Genomic DNA, 18,951 nt, shown 5'->3' on the forward strand with positions numbered 1-18,951 from the left:
CGATGCAGGGCCCGCAGCTCGACGCGGAACAGGCGCTGGCGCGGTTGCGCGCCGGCAACCGCCGCTTCGTCGACCACGTGGTCAGCCTGGAGGCATTGCTGAGCCATGCCCGCCGCGACGAGCACGCACGCGCGCAGCGCCCGTTCGCGGTGGTGCTGGGCTGTTCCGATTCGCGCGCGCCGGCGGAATTCGTGTTCGACCAGGGGCTGGGCGACCTGTTCGTGATCCGCGTCGCCGGCAACATCGCCGCGCCCTCGCAGGTGGGCAGCGTCGAGTTCGCGGTGGAGCAGTTCCAGCTGCGGCTGGTGGTGGTGCTGGGGCATTCCAACTGCGGCGCGGTGCGCGCCACCCTCGCCCACCTGCAGGCGCCGGCCGAGACCAGCCCGGCGCTGCGCGCGATCGTCGACCGCATCGCCCCCGGGGTCGGCCCGGTGCTGGCGGATGGCGACGGCGGCGAGGACGCCTGCATGCCGCGCGCGATCCGCGCCAACGTGCGCGCCACCATCGCCCACCTGCGCGCGCAATCGGATTACCTGCGCTACGCCGAAGCGCAGGGCGGCCTGCGCATCGTCGGCGCCGACTACGACCTCGCCAGCGGCGCGGTGGATTTCTTCGAGACGGAAGCACACCCATGGAACACGACATCCTGATCATCGGCGCCGGGCCCTCGGGCCTGTGCATGGCGCGCGCGCTGGCCGGGTCCGGCCTGCGCGTGATCGTGCTGGAACAGGGCGATGCCGCCGCGCTGGCGGACCCGGCCGACGATGGCCGCGAGATCGCGCTGACCCATGCCAGCCGCGCCGCGCTGGAACGGCTGGGGATGTGGCAGGCCTTTGCGCCGGAGGAGATCGGCGAACTGCGGCGCGCGCTGGTGATCGACGGTGACGACCGCGAGGGCCTGCAGTTCGATCCCCCCGCCGGCGACGATGGTCCGCTGGGCTGGATGGTGCCGCACCATGCGATCCGGCGCGCCGCCTTCGCCTGCGCCAGCGGCACCGAGGGCGTGGCCATCGTCGGCGGCGCGCGGGTCGCTGCGCTGGCGCCTTCGGCGCAGGCGATCGAGGTGCGGCTGGAGGACGGCCGCCGGTTCCGCGCGCGGCTGGCGATCGCCGCCGACAACCGCTTCTCCGGCTGCCGGCGGGCGATGGGCCTGCGCGCCGACCACCACGATTTCGGCAAGGTCATGGTGGTGGTCAAGGTGGTCCACGAGCAGCCGCACCAGGCCACCGCCTGGGAGTGGTTCCGCTACGGCCAGACCCTGGCGCTGCTGCCGCTGCACGACCCGCAGACTTCGTCGGCGGTGCTGACCCTGGTGCCGGCCGAAGCCGCGGCGTTCATGGCGAAATCGGCGGAGGAGCAGGGCCTCGATCTGGCCCGCCGCTTCGAGCACCGCCTGGGCGCGATCCGGATCGCCGCCGCGCCGCATGCGTATCCGCTGGTGGGCGTGTACGCGCGCCGTTTCGTCGGCCCGCGCTTCGCCCTGGTCGGCGATGCCGCGGTCGGCATGCACCCGGTCACCGCGCACGGCTTCAACTTCGGCCTGGCCGGGACAACCCGGCTGGCCGGCCTGCTGCAGGACGCCGCGCGCGCCGGCCGCGATCCCGGCGATCCCGCGCTGCTGGCGCGCTACCAGCGCGGGCACCGCCTGGCCACGGCGCCGCTGTACGCGGCCACGCGGCTGGTGGTGGACCTGTTCACCGACGACCGGCTGCCGACGCGCGTGCTGCGCAAGGCGGTGCTGGGCGCGTCCTCGCGGCTGCCCGGGTTCCGCCAGCTGGTCGCGCGCGGCCTGCTGGATCGCGGCGGCATGCCGCGGCTGCCGCGGCCGTTCGCGCGCGCCGGGCTCGGGCGCTGACGCCGGCGCGATGCGCCCGCATTGGCGCAAGGGCTAGACTGCCGATCCCCGCCCTGGAGCCCCTCATGCAGATCCGGCGATTGCTCGCGACCTTCGTCCTGCTCGCCGCGCTGCCGCTGCTGGCGGCGGCGCAGACGCCCAAACCGGCGACGGCGCGGATCGCGGTGGCATCCAATTTCGCCGATGCCGCGCGCGCGCTGGCCGCCGACTACGGCAGGCGCAGCGGGCACCGGATCGAGATCAGCGCCGCCTCCACCGGCAAGCTGTACGCGCAGATCCGCAATGGCGCGCCGTTCGATGCGCTGCTGTCCGCGGATGCCGCCACCCCGCGCAAGCTGGTCGACGAAGGCCAGGCCGATGGCGCCACCCTGCACGACTACGCGGTCGGCCGGCTGGTGCTGTGGAGCCGCGACCCGGCCGCGGTGAAGGACGGCGAGGCGCTGCTGCGCCGCGGTCGGATCGAACGGCTGGCGATCGCCAATCCCGAGTTCGCCCCGTACGGCGTGGCCGCACGCGAAGCCCTGCAATACCTGCGGCGCTGGGACGAGCTGCAGCCGCGCCTGGTGCTGGGCGAGAACGTCGGCCAGGCGGCGCAGTTCGTGACCAGCGGCGCGGCGCCGCTGGGGCTGTTGCCGCGCTCGCTGGTGCTGGAGGCACGCAAGACCAGGCCCGGTTCCGGCTGGGAGGTGCCGGCCCGCTGGCACGCGCCGATCGTGCAGAGCGCGGTGCTGCTGGCGCACGGCAAGGACAACCCGGCGGCGCGCGGCTTCCTGCTGTACCTGCGCGGCGCGCAGGCGCGCAAGGCGATCCGGGGCTTCGGTTACGACTGAACCGCCGTGGCCCCCGACCCGACCACGCCCGCCTGGATCGCCGCCGCCTGGGTGACGCTGAAACTGGCGGGCCTCACCACCGCGATCCTGCTGGCGCTGGGCATGCCGCTGGCGTGGTGGCTGGCGCGCACCCGCTCTGCCTGGCGCATCCCGATCGGCGCGGTGGTGGCGCTGCCGATGGTGCTGCCGCCCACCGTGGTCGGCTTCTACCTGCTGATCGGGCTGGCCCCGGACGGGCCGGTCGGGCAACTGACCACCGCGCTCGGGCTGGGCACCCTGGCCTTCACCTTCGAAGGCCTGCTGCTGGCCTCGGTGCTGTATTCGCTGCCGTTCGTGGTGCACCCGTTGCAGGCCGGCTTCGCCGCCATCCCGGCCGACGTGCTGGATGCCGCGGCGACCCTGCGCGCGTCCCCGCTGGACCGCTTCGCCAGCGTGGTGCTGCCGCTGGCGCGGCCGTCGCTGGTCACCGCCGCGCTGCTCGGCTTCGCCCACACGGTGGGCGAGTTCGGCGTGGTGCTGATGGTCGGCGGCAACATCGAAGGCGAAACCCGGGTGCTGTCGGTGCTGCTGTACGACCGGGTCGAGGCGCTGGCCTACGGCGAGGCGCACGCGCTGGCGGCCGGCCTGCTGCTGTTCTCGTTCGCCCTGCTGCTGGTGATGCAGTGGCTGGGCCGGCGCACGGTATTGCCGCATGGCTGAGCCCGCCGCCGGCCACGACAGCATCCGCGTCCGCCAGGCGCTGGCGCGCGACGGCTTCCGGCTCGACGTCGACCTGGCCCTGCCCGCGCGCGGTTGCAGCGCGGTGTTCGGGCCGTCCGGCTGCGGCAAGAGCAGCCTGCTGCGCTGCATCGCCGGACTGGAACCGGCCGCGCACGGCGAACTGCGCGTGGCCGGGCGCACCTGGCAGGACGCCGCCACCCGCGTGCCCGCGCACCGCCGCGAGGTCGGCATGGTGTTCCAGCACAGCGGCCTGCTGCCGCACCTGTCGGTGCTGGCCAACCTGCGCTACGGCTGGCAGCGCGCCGGTGCGCCCGCCACCTTGCTGGAACAATGGATCGAACGGCTGGCACTGCCGCCGCTGCTGGCGCGCAAGCCCGGCTCGCTGTCCGGCGGCGAACGCCAGCGGGTGGCGCTGGCGCGCGCGCTGGTGAGCGCGCCCCGGCTGCTGCTGCTGGACGAGCCGCTGAGCGCGCTGGACGCCGAACGCCGCGGCGAGATCCTGCCGTTCCTGGAAGCGGTGCGCCGCGATGCCGGCATCCCCGTGCTCTACGTCACCCACGCGGTGGAGGAAGTGGCGCGGCTGGCCGACCACCTGGTGCTGATGGACGCCGGCCGCGTGCTCGCCACCGGCCCGGCGCTGGACGTGCTCAACCGTGCCGACCTGCCGCTGGCGCTGCGCGACGATGCCGGCGTGGTGCTGCAGGCGCGCGTCGAGCAACGCGACGCGCACGGCCTGCTCAGCCTGCGCACCGCCGCCGGGCTGCTGTATGCGCACGGGCCGGAACAGCCGCCGGGCACCGCGTTGCGGCTGCGCATCCAGGCCCGCGACGTCAGCCTGGCGCTGCAGCGCCACGACGATTCCAGCCTGCTGAACCTGCTGCCGGCGACCGTGGCCGACATCGCCGCGCTGCCCGGCGGGCAGGTGCAACTGCGCCTGGAGGCCGGCGGCGCGCCGCTGCTGGCGCGGATCTCGCACCGCTCGCTGGAGCGGCTGGCGCTGCGCCCGGGGATGGCGGTGTGGGCGCAGGTGAAGGCGGTGGCGCTGCTGGCCTGAGCCGATGCGGCGCTGGCGATGCCGCCGGCTTGACCCCGGTCAGTGACAGGCGAACCGCCGCCGGCCAACGTGGGCACATCCCGCCGTGCGCCGGCCCGTCCCGACGCGCGCCGCAGCGGCCGGATTCCAGCATGCCGGGAGACGATCCATGGGCAGGTTGCTGCGCCGCGCACAGGCGTCGGTCGAAGGCCTTTCGCCGGGCTACTTCAGCATGGTCATGGCCACCGGCATCCTCTCGCTGGCCGCGCACCTGCTGCAGCTGCCTCGGCTGGCACTGGCGCTGTTCGCGCTGAACTGGCTGCTGTTCGCCAGCATCGGCACGCTGGCGCTGCTGCATCTGTGGTGGCAGCCGCGACGGGTGCTGGCGGACCTGTTCGACCACTTGCGCGCGCCCGGCTTCTTCACCCTGGTGGCCGCCTGCGCGATCCTCGGCGGGCAGAGCCTGGTGCTGGGCGGCAGCCTGCGGCTGGCGCTCGCGCTGGGCGGCACCGGCCTGCTGGCGTGGGTGGTCCTGACCTACACCATCTTCACCGTGCTCACGATCAAGCGGGACAAGCCGCCGCTGGACCGCGGCATCAACGGCGGCTGGCTGCTGGCGGTGGTCGCCACCCAGTCGATGAGCGTGCTGGCGGCGCTGGTCTCCAACGAACTGCCGCAACCGCTGCGGCTGGAACTGAACTTCTTCGCGCTGTCGATGTGGCTGTGGGGCGGCATGCTCTACATCTGGATGATGTCGCTGATCTTCTACCGCTACACCTTCTTCGCGTTTTCGCCGGCGGACCTGTCGCCGCCGTACTGGATCAACATGGGCGCGATGGCGATCTCCGCACTCGCCGGCTCGCTGCTGATCCTCAACACTCCGCACGCGCCGTTCCTGAATTCGATGCTGCCCTTCCTCAAGGGCTTCACCGTCTTCTACTGGGCCACCGGCACCTGGTGGATCCCGATGCTGGTGGTGTTGGCGGTCTGGCGGCACGTGGCCCGCCGCTTTCCGTTCGCCTACGACCCGATGTACTGGGGCGCGGTGTTCCCGCTGGGCATGTACGCGGTGAGCACGCTGCGCATGATCGAGGCGCTGGACCTGCCGTTCCTGGGCAAGCTGCCGCAGGCGATGTTCGCGCTGGGCATGACCGCGTGGACGCTGCTGTTCATCGGCCAGCTGCGCGCGCTGCGCCGGCACTGGTCGGCGAGCGCGCGCGGCTGACGCCTGACATGCGTCAAGGCGTCGCAGGCATCCGCTGCCGATACTGCGGGGCACTCGCCCACGTCGTGCACGATCGCAGGAAGGACGCCAGATGCAGCGCAAGGCAGGCATAGGCGCGGCCAAGGGCGGCGCAGCATGAGCTTCCACGACCTGCGCGGCTTCCTCTCCGTCCTCGAACGCAATGGACGCCTGCAGCGCGTCGGCGAGCCGGTCGACCCCGACCTCGAAACCACATCGCTCAGCCTGCGCGCGCTGCGCAACGGCGGGCCCGCGCTGCTGATGGAGCATCCCGTCGGCAGCGGCCACGCCTACCTCGGCAACCTCTACGGCCACCGCGAGCGCATCGAGGCGGCGCTGGCCGGTCGCCCGCTCGCCAGCCTGCGCGAACTCGGCGAACTGCTGGCGGCGATCCGCGAGCCGCGCTGGCCATCCAGCCTGCGCGAGGCGCTGGGGACCTGGCCGGAACTGGCGCAGCTGGCGCACGTTGCGCCGCAGAAGGTGCGCGAAGCCGCATTCCAGTACGAAACGCTGGAAGGCGGAGAGGTCGACCTCGCCCGCCTGCCGATCCAGCGCTGCTGGCCGGAAGATGCGGCGAAACTCATCACGCTGGGGCTGGTGGTCACCCGCGGCACCCGCAAGCCGCGCCAGAACCTGGCGGTCTACCGCCAGCAGGTGCTCGGCAAGAACCGCATCATCATGCGCTGGCTGCCGCACCGCGGCGGCGCGCTGGACTTCGCCGACTGGAAGGCGACGAACCCCGGCAAACCCTTTCCGGTGCTGGTGGCGATCGGCGCCGATCCCGCCACCCTGCTGGCGGCGGTCGCGCCGATTCCCGACACCCTTTCGGAATACGAATTCGCCGGCCTGCTACGCGGCCAGCGCACCCGCGTCTGGCCCAGCGCGCTGACCGGGCTGGACGCGCCGGCCGGCTGCGAGATCCTCTTGGAAGGCTTCATCGATCCGGCCGAAACCGCGCTGGAAGGCCCGTTCGGCGACCACACCGGCTACTACAACGCGCAGGACCAGTTCCCGGTGATGACCATCCGGCGCATGCAGCTGCGCCGCGACGCGATCTACCAGGGCAGCTACATGGGGCGCGCGCCGTTCGACGAACCCTCGGTGATGGCGATGGCGCTGAACGACGTGTTCGTGCCGCTGCTGCGCAAGGTATTCCCGGAAATCGTCGATTTCTTCCTGCCGCCGGAAGCATGCTCCTACCGGATCGCGGTGGTCAGCATCCGCAAGCAATACCCCGGCCATGCGCGCCGGATCATGATGGGGATCTGGTCGTACCTGCGCCAGTTCACCTACACCAAGTTCGTGATCGTCACCGACCAGGACATCGACGTGCGCGAATGGTCGCAGGTGATCTGGGCGATCGCCACCCGCGTCGACCCGGCGCGCGACAGCATGCTGATCGACAAGACGCCGATCGACTACCTCGACTTCTCCAGCCCCACCCCGAACCTCGGCTCCAAGCTCGGGCTGGACGCCACCAACAAATGGCCGGCGGAGACCACGCGTACCTGGAGCAAGCCGATCCAGCTCGATCCATCGGTGGAGAAGCGGGTGGATGCGCTATGGCGGCAGGTGGCGGCCGGCCAGGGAACAGCGAGCGGTTCGACGGCGTAGGGCACGGATCGCCCCACCGACGCGGACTGCGGCCACGCAAGGTCCCTGCGCAGGCTTCCCGCCCGCCATCCGCGCCAAGGCGGGACTCCAGCCTTGGCGTTTTCCGGGCATGTCCGGGCGCCGGATGGCGGCCTTCGCGGAGATGCCGGATCCGCACTTCAAGCGGCCATCGTCCCCCATGCGTGCCTGCGGCCTGCCGCTCAATCGGCCGGCGTGTTCCACTCCGCGTCGTCGAACAGGTGCGGATAGCGCGCCAGCGCCGTGCGCATGTCCGCGATCGCCGCCGATGGCGCATGCCCCGATTCGCGCACCGCCTGCGCGCCGGCGATGAACGTCGCCAGCAGGCCGTGCAGCGCGGCATCCGCCTCGGGCTTCAGCTTGCAGGCCGCGACCATGCCCTTGACCGCATCGTCGATGCGCTGCGCGGTGTTGCGGGCCTGCACGGCGTCCATGTGACCGTGTTCGTAATGCTCCAGCGCCTGCACCGCCTGGCGGATGCTGCGCATGCCCGCGCGCAGCGGCGCATCGGTGGCCCAGCGCCGCGCGGGCGCCGGCGCTGGCTCAGCGGCGGGCGCCGCATGCGAATGCGCCGCACGCGCATCGTGCGCCGACTGCGCCATCGCCGGTATCGCGGCCAGCGCCGCGAGCATCGCCGATGCGAGAACGAAAACGGATTTGCCGGATTGCATGCCTAGGCTCCAATGCTTCGCAGGCACTCCGCCCGCGCCTGCCGCCACCATCGCATCCCCCCGCGCGGCCAGCCATGACCCACGTCAACGCGCGCATCCCGCGGCGTTTGACAAAAATCAATGACGGCCACGCCCGTGCGCATGACCATGCCTGCTTCCCCGTGCCGGAGGCTTCCGCATGCAACTGGTGTGTCCCGCCGGCAACCTGCCGGCCCTGCAGGCGGCGGTGGACGCGGGCGCGAACGCGGTCTATGCCGGCTTCCGCGACCAGACCAATGCGCGCGCCTTCCCCGGCCTGAACTTCTCCGACGACGAATTGCGCGCCGGCATCCGCTACGCGCACGCCAGGAACGCCAGGGTCTACCTGGCGCTGAACACCTACCCCGACAGCGCGCGCCTGAAGGACTGGCACGCCGCGGTGGACAAGGCCGCCGCACTCGGCGCCGACGCCATCATCGCCGCCGAGATGGCGGTGCTGGACTATGCCGCGCGCACCCATCCCGCATTGCCGCGCCACCTGTCGGTGCAGGGCAGCGCCACCACCGCGCCGGCATTGCGCTATGCGCACGAACGCTTCGGCATCAGCCGCGCGGTGCTGCCGCGGGTGCTGTCGCTGCAGCAGGTCGAGCGGCTGTGCGAGAAATCGCCGGTGGCGCTGGAGGTGTTCGCCTTCGGCAGCCTGTGCATCATGGTCGAAGGCCGCTGCCAGCTCTCCAGCTACGTCACCGGCGCGTCGCCCAACCGCCATGGCGTGTGCTCGCCGGCCAAGTTCGTGCGCTGGGACGAACAGGCCGACGGCAGCCGCAGCGTGCGCCTCAATGGCGTGCTGATCGACCGATTCGAGCCGGAGGAACCGGCCGGCTACCCGACCGTGTGCAAGGGCCGCTTCAAGGTCGGCAGCGAGGTCTTCCACGCGCTGGAGGAACCCACCAGCCTCAACACCATGGAATTGCTGCCACGCCTCAGGCAGATCGGCGTGGTCGCGCTGAAGATCGAGGGCCGCCAGCGCGGCGTGGCCTACGTCGACTCGGTGACGCGCACCTGGCGCAAGGCGATCGACCAGGTCATGGCCGACGACGCGCGCTGGCAGCTCAGGCCGGAATGGCAGGCGGAGCTGTCGCGCCACGCCGAAGGCCACCAGACCACGCTCGGCCCCTACCACCGCGCCTGGCATTGAAGGAACGCCGATGAAACTCAGCCTGGGCCCGCTGCAATACTTCTGGCCGCGCGAACGCACGCTGGCGTTCTACCGCGAGGCGATCGATTGGCCCGTCGACATCGTCTACCTCGGCGAAACCGTGTGCAGCAAGCGCCGCGAACTGCGCACCCTGGAATGGCTGGCGCTGGCCGAAGAACTGGCCGCCTCCGGCAAGCAGATCGTGCTGTCCACGCTGGCGCTGATCGAGGCCGAAGCCGAACTCAGCGTGCTCGATCGGCAGGTTTCGCACGGCGGTTTCTGGATCGAGGCCAACGATCTGTCCGCGGTGCAATCGTGCAGGGAAAAGGGCCGTCCGTTCGTGGCCGGCCCCTCGCTCAACGTCTACAACCACCGCGCGCTGGCGATGCTGGCCGAAGACGGCCTGCGCCGCTGGGTGCCGGGCGTGGAACAGGGCCGCGCGCTGATTGGTGAATTGAAGGACGCCTTCGTCGCCGACGGCGGCGCGATGCCGGAGCTGGAGGTGATCGCCTGGGGCCGCTTGCCGCTGTCGTACTCGGCGCGCTGCTTCACCGCGCGCGCGCTCGACGTGCCCAAGGATCAGTGCGGCTTCCGCTGCATCGACTACCCCGACGGCATGCCGCTGGCCACCCGCGAGGGCCGGCCATTGCTGCGCATCAACGGCATCTCGGTGCAGGGCGAGGAAACCACCGACCTCGGGCCCGAGCTCCACCAGCTGCGCGCGCTGGGCGTGAACATCCTGCGCCTGTATCCGCAGGCGGAGGGGATGGAAGCGGTGGTGCGGCATTTCGATGCGGCATGCGCAGGCATCGAGATTCCGCCGCGGATCGGCGAGCGCAACGGCTACTGGCACGGGGAACCGGGAATGCGGATGCCGGCCTGAGACTGTCGTCCCGGGCTGGGCGAAGGATCCGCGCCTGTTGTCGATGGCGCGAACAGGCAGGCGCCCGGCTGCGCCCGGGGCGACGCAATCGCGCTGGCGGACGCACGGATCCGTGGCCGCCCGGGCGGTGTCCAACCGCGGGCTTGCCGCGATTCAATCGATCCGGAAATGCGCGCCGAGGCTTTGCCTTCGCCGCAATGCGGCCCCTACCATCGTGCGCGCCAATCCGCCCTGCCAGCCATGCCCGGCCAGCGCCTCGCATTCGTCCCGGGCCGCGCGCAGCGCCTCTCCTTCGCGCACCGGCCCCATCGCCCGCATCATCAGTTCGCGCAGGCCAGCAAGACGCGGCGCGTCCAGCGACGGCTTGCGGCGCACCAGTGCGAACCGGCCCCTGTCGTTGCCGGATCCGGGCAGCGTACGCAGCAAGCGGCCCAGCCTGCGGCCGAACACCACGCCTTCCAGCAGCGAATTGCTGGCGAGGCGGTTGGCCCCGTGCACGCCGTTGCAGGCCACCTCGCCCACCGCATGCAGGCCCGGCAGCGAGCTGCGGCCATCGGCATCGACGGCGATCCCGCCCATGTGGAAATGCGCCGCCGGCGCCACCGGGATCGGTTGCACGCGCGGGTCGATGCCGTGATCCATGCAGGCGCGGAAGACGGTGGGAAATCGCGTCGGGAAGGCCGCGCCGACCCGCTGCGCATCCAGCCAGGCGCCGCCGTCGCGGCAAGCCCGCCAGACCCGGCGCGCGACGATGTCGCGCGGGGCCAGGTCGGCCAGCGGATGCACGCCGTCCATCAGCGAACCACCAGCCTCATCCAGCAGGCGGGCGCCGGCGCCGCGCAATGCCTCGGTCACCAGCGGCAGGCAGTGCACGCCCGGCAGGGCCAGCGCGGTGGGATGGAACTGCACGAACTCCAGGTCGCGCGCGTCCGCGCCGGCGGCCAGCGCCAGCGCCAGCCCTCCGCCGTCGGCATCGGCCGGGTTGCTGGTCTGCGCGAACATGCCGCCGATGCCGCCGGTGGCCAGCACCACCGCGCGTCCGTGCAGCGCCTCGTGGTTGCCGCCTGCATCGGTCGCGCGCACGCCGCAGACGCGACCGTCGCGCAGCACCAGGCCATCGACGTCCACGCCCGCGTGCCGTTCGATATGCGGTGCGACGCGCGCGGCCGCCACCAGCGCCTCCATCAGCTTCGCCCCGGTGGCGTCGCCGCCGGCGTGGACGATGCGCGGACGGTCGTGGCCGCCTTCGCGGCCGAGCTGCAGGCGGCCGTCGCCGTCGCGATCGAAGGCCACGCCCTGCCGCTGCAGCCATTCGACCGCTTCGACCGCACCGCGGGTCAGCGCCTCGACCGCCGTGCAGTCGTTGTGGTGGCTGCCGGCCACGCAGGTATCGCGCGCGTGCGCCTCGGGCGTGTCGCCCACCGCCATCGGCGCGGCGATGCCGCCCTGCGCCAGCGTGCTGGCCGCCGTTTCGCCGCCGCGCCCGCGGTCGAGCAACAGCACCGGCGCCGGCGCGGCGGCCAGCGCCGTGGCCAGCCCGGCGACGCCGCCGCCGACGATGACGACGCGGGCGGGCGTGCTCACACCCGGTCGCGCCGGCCCACCGCGAGCATGCGCTGCAGCGCGCGGCGCGCGGCGGCGGCCGTCTCGGCCGGCACCGTCACCTCGTGGCGCAGGTCGCGCAGGCAGGCGTGGATGTTCGGCAGGGTGATCCGCTTCATGTGCGGGCACAGGTTGCAGGGCTTGATGAACTCCACCTGCGGGAAGCGGTTGCGCAGGTTGTCGGCCATCGAGCACTCGGTGATCATCGCCACCCGCGACGGCTTCTCCTTTTCCAGCCATGCGCCCATCGCGCTGGTGGAGCCGACGAAATCGGCCTCGGCCAGCACTTCCGGCGGACATTCCGGATGCGCCACGATCTTCGCGTCGAAGCGCTCGCGTGTATGCCGCGCTTGCATCGCGGTGAACTTCTCGTGGACCTCGCACTGGCCATTCCACAGCACCAGCTCGATGCCGGTCTGCTGCGCCACCCACGCGCCGAGGTAGCGGTCGGGCAGGAAGATCGCCTTGTCCGCGCCGAACTCGGCGGCGATCGCCTCCACCACCTGCGCGGCGTTGGCGGAGGTGCAGCAGGCGTCGGACTCGGCCTTCACCGCCGCGCTGGTGTTGACGTAGCTGACCACCGGCACGCCCGGATGCCGTGCGCGCAGCGCGCGCACGTCGGCGGCAGTGATCGAGGAGGCCAGCGAGCAGCCGGCTTCCAGGTCCGGGATCAGCACGGTCTTGCCGGGCGCGAGGATCTTGGCGCTCTCGGCCATGAAGTGGACCCCGCACAACACGATCAGCTCGCTGTCGCACTGGGCTGCGGCCTGCGCCAGCGCCAGCGAGTCGCCGGTGACGTCGGCCACGCCGTGGAAGATCTCCGGCGACTGGTAGCTGTGCGCCATGATCGTCGCGCCGCGCCGGCGCTTGAGTTCGAGGATGGCGTCGATCCACGGCAGGTGCAGCGGCACCTCCATGCACGGGATCAGCCGTTCGAGCTTCTCGACCAACGGCGCGTGGCGCGCTTCGAGTGCGGGATGCCAGGACGGTGCGGGGATTGCGTTCATGCGGCCTCTGGATCGGGAACATGCGCCGCCCCCGCGGCGGCACGTCGCGGGCGGCAACGGGTCGGGGGCGGTGCGCTCAGGTCTTGGCGTGGTAGGCGCCGCGCGCCGCGCGGGCGAAGCGGGCGCCGCGGTTGAGGGCAATGCGCAGGCCCAGCGGCACCTTTTCCCACGGCAGCCGGTCCAGCAGGTTGCGCGCGGTCAAGCCCAGCTCGATGTCGCCGGTCAGCACCAGCCGACGCTGGAAGAACAGGGTGTCGGCGTCCTCCAGCCGCCCGGCCAGCAGCAGCAGGTCGGTGGCGCTGCCGCGCACGGTGGCCTCGGCCGGCGCATCGACCACCGCCAGCCGCTGGCCCTGCAGCGCCACCACCCAGCGCAGGCCGAGGTCGCCGACCTCGATGCCCAACCGGCGTCCGGCCATGAAGTCGAGCGTGCCGTCCTGCATCGGCCCGGCCAGCACCTTCGCCATCGCCCGTTCCAGCAGGCGCTTCTGCATGGATGGCGGCAGCGCCCGCAGCAGCGGCGCAAGGCGGCGCGGCGGCGGCAACAGGCGCAGCAGGGATTCGCCGACCGGCGGCAGTGGCTGGGCTTGGGCATCCATGGTGGCCGGCATCATGCGTCGCATCGCACCGGCTTGGCCTTGATCCATGTCAGTCGCCAGTGCCTGCGCCCGGCAGGCCTCGCCGATGGCCAGCGAGAGCACCCCGCTGGCGACCTCGGGGGCCACGCCCACCCGCGTCGCGAGCGCGGCGGCGCGTTCGCGCACGTCTTGCTCGCGCCCGGGATCGCGCCCGCGCGCGCCGGCGTGCGCCTTGAGCCGTCCCGCCACTCGCGCCAGCCGCGCCCGCGCGGCCAGCAGCAGGATCAGGCCATCGTCGACCCCATCGATCGCCGTGCGGACCGACGCCAGGCCCGGAACGCGCGCGACCATCAGCCGGCAGGCCGCTGGATCGCGCAGGCACCGCCATCGAAAGGCGCGATGCGCCGGCACGGGGCAGGCGGGGCGTGCGGGCCCGGCGCCCGGCCAGGCAGCGGCACGGCGGGCGACTTCAATGGAATGCGGCGGGCCATGCGCTTCCCCGGCGGCGACGGCGACGATCATTCCCCGCCGCGCGGCGCGGCGCGATGACGCAGGTCAAGCCGGGGGCGCGGGGGCGCCGGCGAGCTGCAACTCGACCTCGGCGTAGATCGCGAACGAGAACCTCACCGGCGCGACCGCGCTGCGCCCAGGCGCCAACCCGAGTTCCTCCACGCTGCGGTGCTGATGATCGCGGCCAGGCGATCGCCGTCGTCTAGACCGGGGCGACCTCGCTGTTCACCGCACCGCGTGGATTGCCGCCACGCCCCGCCCACCTGGCATTGCCGCAAAGCGGTCAGCGCCTGGTGGAAGGACAGCTCCCGCGGCCCATGCCGGTCAGCCGCGCGCCAGCGACACCAGCGCGCCGTCGCGGTCCACCGCGAGGAAGTTGCCGATCCGCCCGCCCTTGATCTGCTCCACCATCATCTGCAGCGGCTGCACCGCCTCGTCGCTGTTGGGGGCGTGGCCGCCACGGCCATCCATCGCCGCCACGAACAGGATCCGCCAGTCCGGGAGCGCCGCGCGCGATTCCTCGCGCAGCGCCGCGAACGAGGCGATCTCTTCCGGCAACTTGTCCACGCACACCGCCGGCGCCAGCGCGCCGCCCTCGCCGCGCTCGAACGCCGCGCGTTCCGCCGCGGTGGCGTCGGGCGGGCATTCGGCGCGGGCGAACACCAGCAGCAGGCGTTGCGGCTGCGGTTGCCGCGCGGCGGCGGCGAGCAGGTCGTCGAAATGGTCCATGCGCATGCGCTCCCGTGGGGGCCGCAGTCTACGGCCTGCGCATCCCGCGGTTCTTGACCTGAGTCAGTGCGGCCGTCCGCGCACGCACGGACACTGCGCCTCCATTCGCCACACTCCGGATCCGTCCATGAGCACGCCGCACGCCGACTCCACGCAGGACGCCGCCCTGCAGACCTTGCGCGGACTGCTGGCCCGCCTCGACCCCGACAGCGAACTGCTGGTGGATCCCGACGGCGGCGAGTGGCTGGTGCGCGGCGACATCGATCCCGCGCAACTGGACGCGGCGATCCGCGAAGCGGGGCTGAGCATGCGCGTGGTCGCGCCCGAGGGTGGCGACTGCTGCGGCAGTTGCGGCTGCGGCTGATGCCGGCCCGCGCTACCGCCGCCATGAACCCCGCATCGCCCAGCCCCATCGACCGCCTGGTCCGCTGCCTCGAATTCGGCGGCGGGCGCTACGCGCTGTACCCGCCGCCGCGCACGTTCGCCGACTTCACCGATGCGCAGTTCACCGCGGCGATCTGCGCCAGCAACGGCGACCCGATCCCGCCGCAGCTGGCGCTGCATTTCGACGTGCCCGCGGCCTATCGCAGCGGCTTCTGCGGCGCGGATGCGCCGCTGGGCCAGCGCGATCGCGCGCGCGCGCACGCCTACCGCGACCGCCTGGTGCGCGAAGTCGGCCTGGTCGGCGACCTGTTCGACCGCGACCGCGACGTGGTCGGCGTCAGCCTCGCCCCGGGCATGACCCGCTGGATGTCGCCGGCGCAGGTCGCCGAATTGCTGGAGAGCCTGGGCCGGCATTTCCACGTGCATCGCCACGGCGTCGACCTGGCGATGACCCTCGACCTCGACGACCCGACCGCCCCGCCGCTGCGCGCATGGGCCGAACTCGGCTTCAACCGGGTCAGCATCAGCCTGTCCGCCATCGCCGGCAGCGAACGGCCGGCGGCCGAAGTGGCACGGCACGTGGAACGCGCGCGCAACGCCGGCTTCGCCAACCTGCGCGTCGAGGTGCCGTACGGCTTGCCCGGCCAGTCCGCGGAGGCGTTCGAAGCGTTGCTGGCGGCGGTGCTCGCGGCGGAACCGGAACGGGTCGGCTTGCGCCACTGCCCGGCGCCGGAACACGACGAGCAGGTGGCGGAATCGCCGGCGCGGCTGCAGGCGCATGCGCGCATGCTGATCGCCGGCGCCGATGCGCTGGAAGCCGCCGGCTACCTGCACGTCGGCGTCGACCTGTTCGCGCGGCCGAACGATCCGCTGGTCGTCGCCCAGCGCCACCAGCGCCTGCACCGCGACGCGCTCGGCTTCGGCGCGCACGGCGCCACCCACCTGGTCGGCTTCGGCGTGGGCGCGATCAGCCAGCTCGGCGGTTGCCATGCGCAGAACCCGCTCGACCTGGCGACCTGGGAAGCGCGCATCGACCAGGGCAAGCGCGCGGTGCAGCGCGGCATCGACCTGTGCCCGGACGACGACGTACGCGCCGAATTGCTACAACGCATCCTGTGCTACGGCCGGATCGACACCCGGCAACTGGAGCATCACCACCACATCCGCTTCCGCGAGTATTTCGCCGACGACCTGCTGCGGCTGGCGCCGCTGTTCGAGGCCGGCAGCCTGCGCTGGGATGCCGACGCGATCGTGCTGGATCGCTGCGCCCGGCTGGCGTCGCGCTCGATCGCCTCGCAGTTCGATCCCCGTTCCGCCGCCTCCGATTGCCCCGGCTGAGCCCCGATGCGGCCCCTCGAACCCATCGGACCAGGCGGGCCCAGCCCGAACGCGGCCTCGTCCGACGATGGCGACGACTACACGTTCTGCACCACCTGCGCGTTCTCGCACGCCTGCCTGTCCGAGGGCTACGCGAAGCAGGACCTCGCCGCCCTGCACGTGCTGGTCGAGCACATCGGGCCGTTTCCTCCCGGGCGGCCGATCTTCAAGAAAGGCGATGCCTTCAATGCGATCGCCGCGGTGCGCGCCGGCACGGTCAAGACCTTCATCCTCGACGATGCCGGCAACGAACAGGTGCTGGGCTTCCACCTGCCGGGCGAAGTGATCGGGCTGGATGCGATCCACAGCTCGCGCTTTCCCTGCAGCGCGGTGGCGCTGGACACGGTCACCCTGTGCCGGCTGTCCTTCCCCAAGCTGTCGCTGCTGGCCGCACGCATGCCGGGCCTGCAGCAGCAGCTGTTCCGCCTGCTCAGCCAGGACATCGGCAAGTCCAACCTGCTGGCGGGCGACTCCAGTTCCGAACAGCGCCTCGCCGCGTTTCTGCTGCTGCTGTCGGCGCGCTACGCCGCGCGCGGGTTTTCGCCGTCGCGGTTCCTGCTGACCATGAGCCGCACCGACATCGCCAACCACCTGCGGCTGGCGCCGGAGACGGTGAGCCGCATCATCCGCCGCTTCAGCAGCGAAGGCCTGATCGACATCCGCCAGCGCGACGTGCAATTGCTCGATCGCGAACGCCTGGCCGCGATGGCGCGGCCGATCCTGCGCGACTGAAAGGACCCGCATGCCCGCCCACACCACCGAACCCGGACCGCAGCCCGGCGACGCCGCGGCCCGCGACCGCCTGCTCGATGCCTGCTTCCTCGGCCCGTACGGCGAGAACGACGCCCTGCTGGAACGGCTGGTCGTCGAGTTCCTGCGCGACCACGTCTACTGGCGGCGCAACTTCCATCCGGAGGATCCGCCGGCGATCGCCACCGACGCCGCGTTCGCGCCGGACTACCGCGCGTTCGAGGCGCGCATGCGCCGCGAGCTGCACCAGCTGTCGGCGGCGCTGAAGAAATCGGTGCCGTTCCACAGCCCGCGCTACATCGGGCACATGGCCTCCGACCTGCTGCTGCCCGGGCTGGTCGCGCAGATCCTGACCCTGCCGTACAACCCCAACAACGTCAGCGAGGACGCCGCGCCGGTCACGGTGGACCTGGAAGTCGAGGCCGGCCTGCAGCTGGCGCGCATGGTCGGCTATCCGCACGATCCCGAGCGCGATCCCTGCGCGTTCGGCCACCTCACCTCGGGCGGCACCCTGGCCAATTACCAGGCGCTGCGCCTGGCGCTGGCGCTGAAGGCGTTCCCGGTGGCGCTGCGCGCCGCGCAGGTACCCGGCATCGCGCTTCCCGAAGACGACTGGCAGGCCTTCAACCTGGGCCCGGCCGGCGCCACCGCGCTGGTGGTGCGCTGGAAGGCGTGGCTGGCCGCGCAGACCCCGCGCGAGCATCGCGCGTGGAAGGCCAGGGTCGAGGGCGAACGCATCGAACGCCGCGGCCTGGTCGATTTCTTCGCCGCCCATCCGCAACTGAAGGTGCCGTGGGTGCTGGCGCCGGTGACCGCGCACTATTCGTGGTCGAAGGGCATGAAGCTGCTGGGCCTGGGCCGCGACCAGCTCAGGCTGATGCCGGAGCGCGAGATGCGGATGGACGCGGACGCGCTGGGCAGCACGCTGGCGGCATGCGAACGCGCGCGCCAGCCGCTGCTGATGGCGGTCGGCGTGTTCGGCACCACCGAATTCGGCACCGTCGACCCGATCGACGCCCTGGTCGATGCGCGCGATGCCGCGCAGGCGCGCGGGCTGGGCTTCAGCGTGCACGTGGACGCGGCCTGGGGCGGCTACCTGTCCACCCTGTTCCGCAACCCGGACGGCAGCCTGCGCCCGCGCGCGGAAGTGGCGCAGGGCTTCCGCCAGTTCCCGCAGCCGCACGTGCATGCGGCGGCGGCGGCGCTGGCGCGCACCGACTCCATCACCATCGACCCGCACAAGCTGGGTTACCTGCCCTACGGCGCCGGCGCCTTCCTGTGCCGCGACCACCGCGCGATGGCGCTGCTGGCGGAATCCGCCGACTACGTGTTCCACGACCAAGCGCCGCGCGGCTACCGCGCGCGCTACCGCAACCTGGGCCAGTTCATCCCGGAAGGCTCCAAGCCCGGCGCCAACGCCGCCGCGGTGTACGTCACCCACAAGGTGCTGCCGCTGGACCACGCCAATTTCGGCCGCCTGCCGGCGCAGACCGTGCTCTCCGCCGAAGCCTTCCACGCCGCCGCGCAGGCCTTCGCCGAACGCATCCGCGCGCAGGCGCGCGCCTGCGTGCCGTTCCCGCCGGACAGCAACCTGGTGTGCATCGCGCTGAACCCCGCCGGCAACCGCGACATCGCCACCGCCAATGCGTTCGCGCGACGGCTGCACGACCGGCTGCGGGTCGATCCCGGCCTGCCGCTGCAGGACCGCAGCTTCTTCGGCTCGGTGACCACCCTGCGCCCGCAGGCGTTGGGCCCGGCCGGGATGCAACGCATCCTGGATGCGCTGGGGCTGGCGCCGGCAAGCGACGGCGAAGGCGAGGACCACCTGGTGATCCTGCGCCATACCCTGATGAACCCGTACCTGATCGACCGCGAGAACGGGATCAGCTACATCGACCTGTATTTCGATTTCCTCGCCGGCTGCGTGCGCGCGCTCGCCGAGGCCGATGGCTGAGGCGTAGCGGGCCGACG

General features: G+C 72.2%; 18 protein-coding genes. 13 read left to right on the plus strand and 5 right to left on the minus strand.

Annotation, left to right across the window (positions count from 1 at the left end; genetic code table 11):
• Positions 1 to 2 precede the first annotated feature (2 nt).
• From FHQ07_RS07040 to FHQ07_RS07070, 7 genes are all read left to right on the plus strand, one after another.
• Positions 3 to 650, plus strand: a complete 648-nt coding sequence (locus FHQ07_RS07040) for a carbonic anhydrase (protein WP_139716141.1) — start codon at positions 3 to 5, stop codon at positions 648 to 650.
• Positions 632 to 1,855: a 5-demethoxyubiquinol-8 5-hydroxylase UbiM gene (gene ubiM / locus FHQ07_RS07045; RefSeq protein WP_139716142.1), complete on the plus strand. Its 1,224-nt coding sequence runs from the start codon at positions 632 to 634 to the stop codon at positions 1,853 to 1,855. Before FHQ07_RS07040 ends, ubiM begins: the two co-directional genes overlap by 19 nt.
• 65 nt (positions 1,856 to 1,920) lie before the next feature.
• Positions 1,921 to 2,685 (plus strand): molybdate ABC transporter substrate-binding protein, encoded by a 765-nt coding sequence (gene modA, locus FHQ07_RS07050; protein ID WP_139716143.1) that lies wholly within the window; start codon positions 1,921 to 1,923, stop codon positions 2,683 to 2,685.
• A gap of 6 nt (positions 2,686 to 2,691) precedes the next feature.
• Positions 2,692 to 3,384, plus strand: a complete 693-nt coding sequence (gene modB, locus FHQ07_RS07055; protein ID WP_206202364.1) for a molybdate ABC transporter permease subunit — start codon at positions 2,692 to 2,694, stop codon at positions 3,382 to 3,384.
• Entirely contained in the window at positions 3,377 to 4,459 is a 1,083-nt protein-coding gene (gene modC, locus FHQ07_RS07060) for a molybdenum ABC transporter ATP-binding protein (protein ID WP_139716144.1), read from the plus strand. Before modB ends, modC begins: the two co-directional genes overlap by 8 nt.
• A 148-nt stretch (positions 4,460 to 4,607) precedes the next feature.
• Positions 4,608 to 5,663 (plus strand): tellurite resistance/C4-dicarboxylate transporter family protein, encoded by a 1,056-nt coding sequence (locus FHQ07_RS07065; protein ID WP_139716145.1) that lies wholly within the window; start codon positions 4,608 to 4,610, stop codon positions 5,661 to 5,663.
• A gap of 135 nt (positions 5,664 to 5,798) precedes the next feature.
• A complete protein-coding gene (locus FHQ07_RS07070) occupies positions 5,799 to 7,295 on the plus strand; it encodes a UbiD family decarboxylase (protein ID WP_139716146.1) in 1,497 nt (498 codons plus the stop codon).
• A gap of 200 nt (positions 7,296 to 7,495) precedes the next feature.
• Here the strand turns inward: FHQ07_RS07070 and FHQ07_RS07075 are convergent, their stop codons facing one another.
• Entirely contained in the window at positions 7,496 to 7,984 is a 489-nt protein-coding gene (locus FHQ07_RS07075) for a DnrO protein (RefSeq protein WP_139716147.1), read from the minus strand.
• A gap of 178 nt (positions 7,985 to 8,162) precedes the next feature.
• Here FHQ07_RS07075 and ubiU point away from each other — a divergent pair, with 178 nt between their 5' ends.
• Both ubiU and FHQ07_RS07085 read left to right on the plus strand, forming a co-directional pair.
• Positions 8,163 to 9,161 carry a ubiquinone anaerobic biosynthesis protein UbiU gene (gene ubiU, locus FHQ07_RS07080; RefSeq protein ID WP_139716148.1) on the plus strand — a complete coding sequence of 333 codons (999 nt, stop codon included), beginning with the start codon at positions 8,163 to 8,165 and terminating at the stop codon, positions 9,159 to 9,161.
• Between the two features lie 10 nt (positions 9,162 to 9,171).
• The gene (locus tag FHQ07_RS07085) at positions 9,172 to 10,044 is read left to right on the plus strand and encodes a U32 family peptidase (RefSeq protein WP_139716149.1); all 873 of its coding nucleotides are present in this window, start codon (positions 9,172 to 9,174) and stop codon (positions 10,042 to 10,044) included.
• A gap of 153 nt (positions 10,045 to 10,197) precedes the next feature.
• Here the strand turns inward: FHQ07_RS07085 and FHQ07_RS07090 are convergent, their stop codons facing one another.
• The 4 genes from FHQ07_RS07090 to FHQ07_RS07105 form a co-directional block, all read right to left on the minus strand.
• Positions 10,198 to 11,628, minus strand: coding sequence for an L-aspartate oxidase (locus FHQ07_RS07090; RefSeq protein WP_139716150.1), 1,431 nt, complete (start codon positions 11,626 to 11,628; stop codon positions 10,198 to 10,200).
• On the minus strand, positions 11,625 to 12,653 hold the full coding sequence (gene nadA, locus FHQ07_RS07095) for a quinolinate synthase NadA (protein WP_139716151.1): 1,029 nt from the start codon (positions 12,651 to 12,653) through the stop codon (positions 11,625 to 11,627). Before nadA ends, FHQ07_RS07090 begins: the two co-directional genes overlap by 4 nt.
• 76 nt (positions 12,654 to 12,729) lie before the next feature.
• Positions 12,730 to 13,581 (minus strand): ubiquinone anaerobic biosynthesis accessory factor UbiT, encoded by an 852-nt coding sequence (ubiT, locus tag FHQ07_RS07100; protein ID WP_139716152.1) that lies wholly within the window; start codon positions 13,579 to 13,581, stop codon positions 12,730 to 12,732.
• 483 nt (positions 13,582 to 14,064) lie between these two features.
• On the minus strand, positions 14,065 to 14,469 hold the full coding sequence (locus FHQ07_RS07105) for a ribonucleotide reductase subunit alpha (RefSeq protein WP_240703568.1): 405 nt from the start codon (positions 14,467 to 14,469) through the stop codon (positions 14,065 to 14,067).
• A 127-nt stretch (positions 14,470 to 14,596) separates the two neighbouring features.
• Between FHQ07_RS07105 and FHQ07_RS07110 the strand changes: the two genes are divergently transcribed.
• Genes FHQ07_RS07110 through FHQ07_RS07125 form a run of 4 tightly spaced genes read left to right on the plus strand, consistent with a single transcriptional unit; the run spans position 14,597 to position 18,934 of the window.
• Complete coding sequence (locus tag FHQ07_RS07110; protein ID WP_139716154.1) at positions 14,597 to 14,833, plus strand: hypothetical protein; 237 nt, start codon at positions 14,597 to 14,599, stop codon at positions 14,831 to 14,833.
• Between the two features lie 23 nt (positions 14,834 to 14,856).
• Positions 14,857 to 16,191: an oxygen-independent coproporphyrinogen III oxidase gene (locus FHQ07_RS07115; RefSeq protein WP_139716155.1), complete on the plus strand. Its 1,335-nt coding sequence runs from the start codon at positions 14,857 to 14,859 to the stop codon at positions 16,189 to 16,191.
• A 6-nt stretch (positions 16,192 to 16,197) separates the two neighbouring features.
• Complete coding sequence (locus tag FHQ07_RS07120; protein ID WP_139716156.1) at positions 16,198 to 16,962, plus strand: helix-turn-helix domain-containing protein; 765 nt, start codon at positions 16,198 to 16,200, stop codon at positions 16,960 to 16,962.
• 10 nt (positions 16,963 to 16,972) lie between these two features.
• Positions 16,973 to 18,934 carry a pyridoxal phosphate-dependent decarboxylase family protein gene (locus FHQ07_RS07125; protein WP_139716157.1) on the plus strand — a complete coding sequence of 654 codons (1,962 nt, stop codon included), beginning with the start codon at positions 16,973 to 16,975 and terminating at the stop codon, positions 18,932 to 18,934.
• Positions 18,935 to 18,951 lie beyond the last annotated feature (17 nt).

Origin of the sequence: Thermomonas aquatica (assembly GCF_006337105.1) — a bacterium.
GTDB lineage: Bacteria > Pseudomonadota > Gammaproteobacteria > Xanthomonadales > Xanthomonadaceae > Thermomonas > Thermomonas aquatica.

Bases quoted from the DNA above. Each gene is read 5' to 3' on its own strand.
- FHQ07_RS07040 (WP_139716141.1), top strand. From the start codon at position 3: ATGCAGGGCCCGCAGCTCGACGCGGAACAGGCGCTGGCGCGGTTGCGC.
- ubiM (WP_139716142.1), top strand. From the start codon at position 632: ATGGAACACGACATCCTGATCATCGGCGCCGGGCCCTCGGGCCTGTGC.
- modA (WP_139716143.1), top strand. From the start codon at position 1,921: ATGCAGATCCGGCGATTGCTCGCGACCTTCGTCCTGCTCGCCGCGCTG.
- modC (WP_139716144.1), top strand. From the start codon at position 3,377: ATGGCTGAGCCCGCCGCCGGCCACGACAGCATCCGCGTCCGCCAGGCG.
- FHQ07_RS07065 (WP_139716145.1), top strand. From the start codon at position 4,608: ATGGGCAGGTTGCTGCGCCGCGCACAGGCGTCGGTCGAAGGCCTTTCG.
- FHQ07_RS07070 (WP_139716146.1), top strand. From the start codon at position 5,799: ATGAGCTTCCACGACCTGCGCGGCTTCCTCTCCGTCCTCGAACGCAAT.
- FHQ07_RS07075 (WP_139716147.1), bottom strand. From the start codon at position 7,984: ATGCAATCCGGCAAATCCGTTTTCGTTCTCGCATCGGCGATGCTCGCG.
- ubiU (WP_139716148.1), top strand. From the start codon at position 8,163: ATGCAACTGGTGTGTCCCGCCGGCAACCTGCCGGCCCTGCAGGCGGCG.
- FHQ07_RS07085 (WP_139716149.1), top strand. From the start codon at position 9,172: ATGAAACTCAGCCTGGGCCCGCTGCAATACTTCTGGCCGCGCGAACGC.
- nadA (WP_139716151.1), bottom strand. From the start codon at position 12,653: ATGAACGCAATCCCCGCACCGTCCTGGCATCCCGCACTCGAAGCGCGC.
- ubiT (WP_139716152.1), bottom strand. From the start codon at position 13,581: ATGGTCGCGCGCGTTCCGGGCCTGGCGTCGGTCCGCACGGCGATCGAT.
- FHQ07_RS07105 (WP_240703568.1), bottom strand. From the start codon at position 14,469: ATGGACCATTTCGACGACCTGCTCGCCGCCGCCGCGCGGCAACCGCAG.
- FHQ07_RS07110 (WP_139716154.1), top strand. From the start codon at position 14,597: ATGAGCACGCCGCACGCCGACTCCACGCAGGACGCCGCCCTGCAGACC.
- FHQ07_RS07115 (WP_139716155.1), top strand. From the start codon at position 14,857: ATGAACCCCGCATCGCCCAGCCCCATCGACCGCCTGGTCCGCTGCCTC.
- FHQ07_RS07120 (WP_139716156.1), top strand. From the start codon at position 16,198: ATGCGGCCCCTCGAACCCATCGGACCAGGCGGGCCCAGCCCGAACGCG.
- FHQ07_RS07125 (WP_139716157.1), top strand. From the start codon at position 16,973: ATGCCCGCCCACACCACCGAACCCGGACCGCAGCCCGGCGACGCCGCG.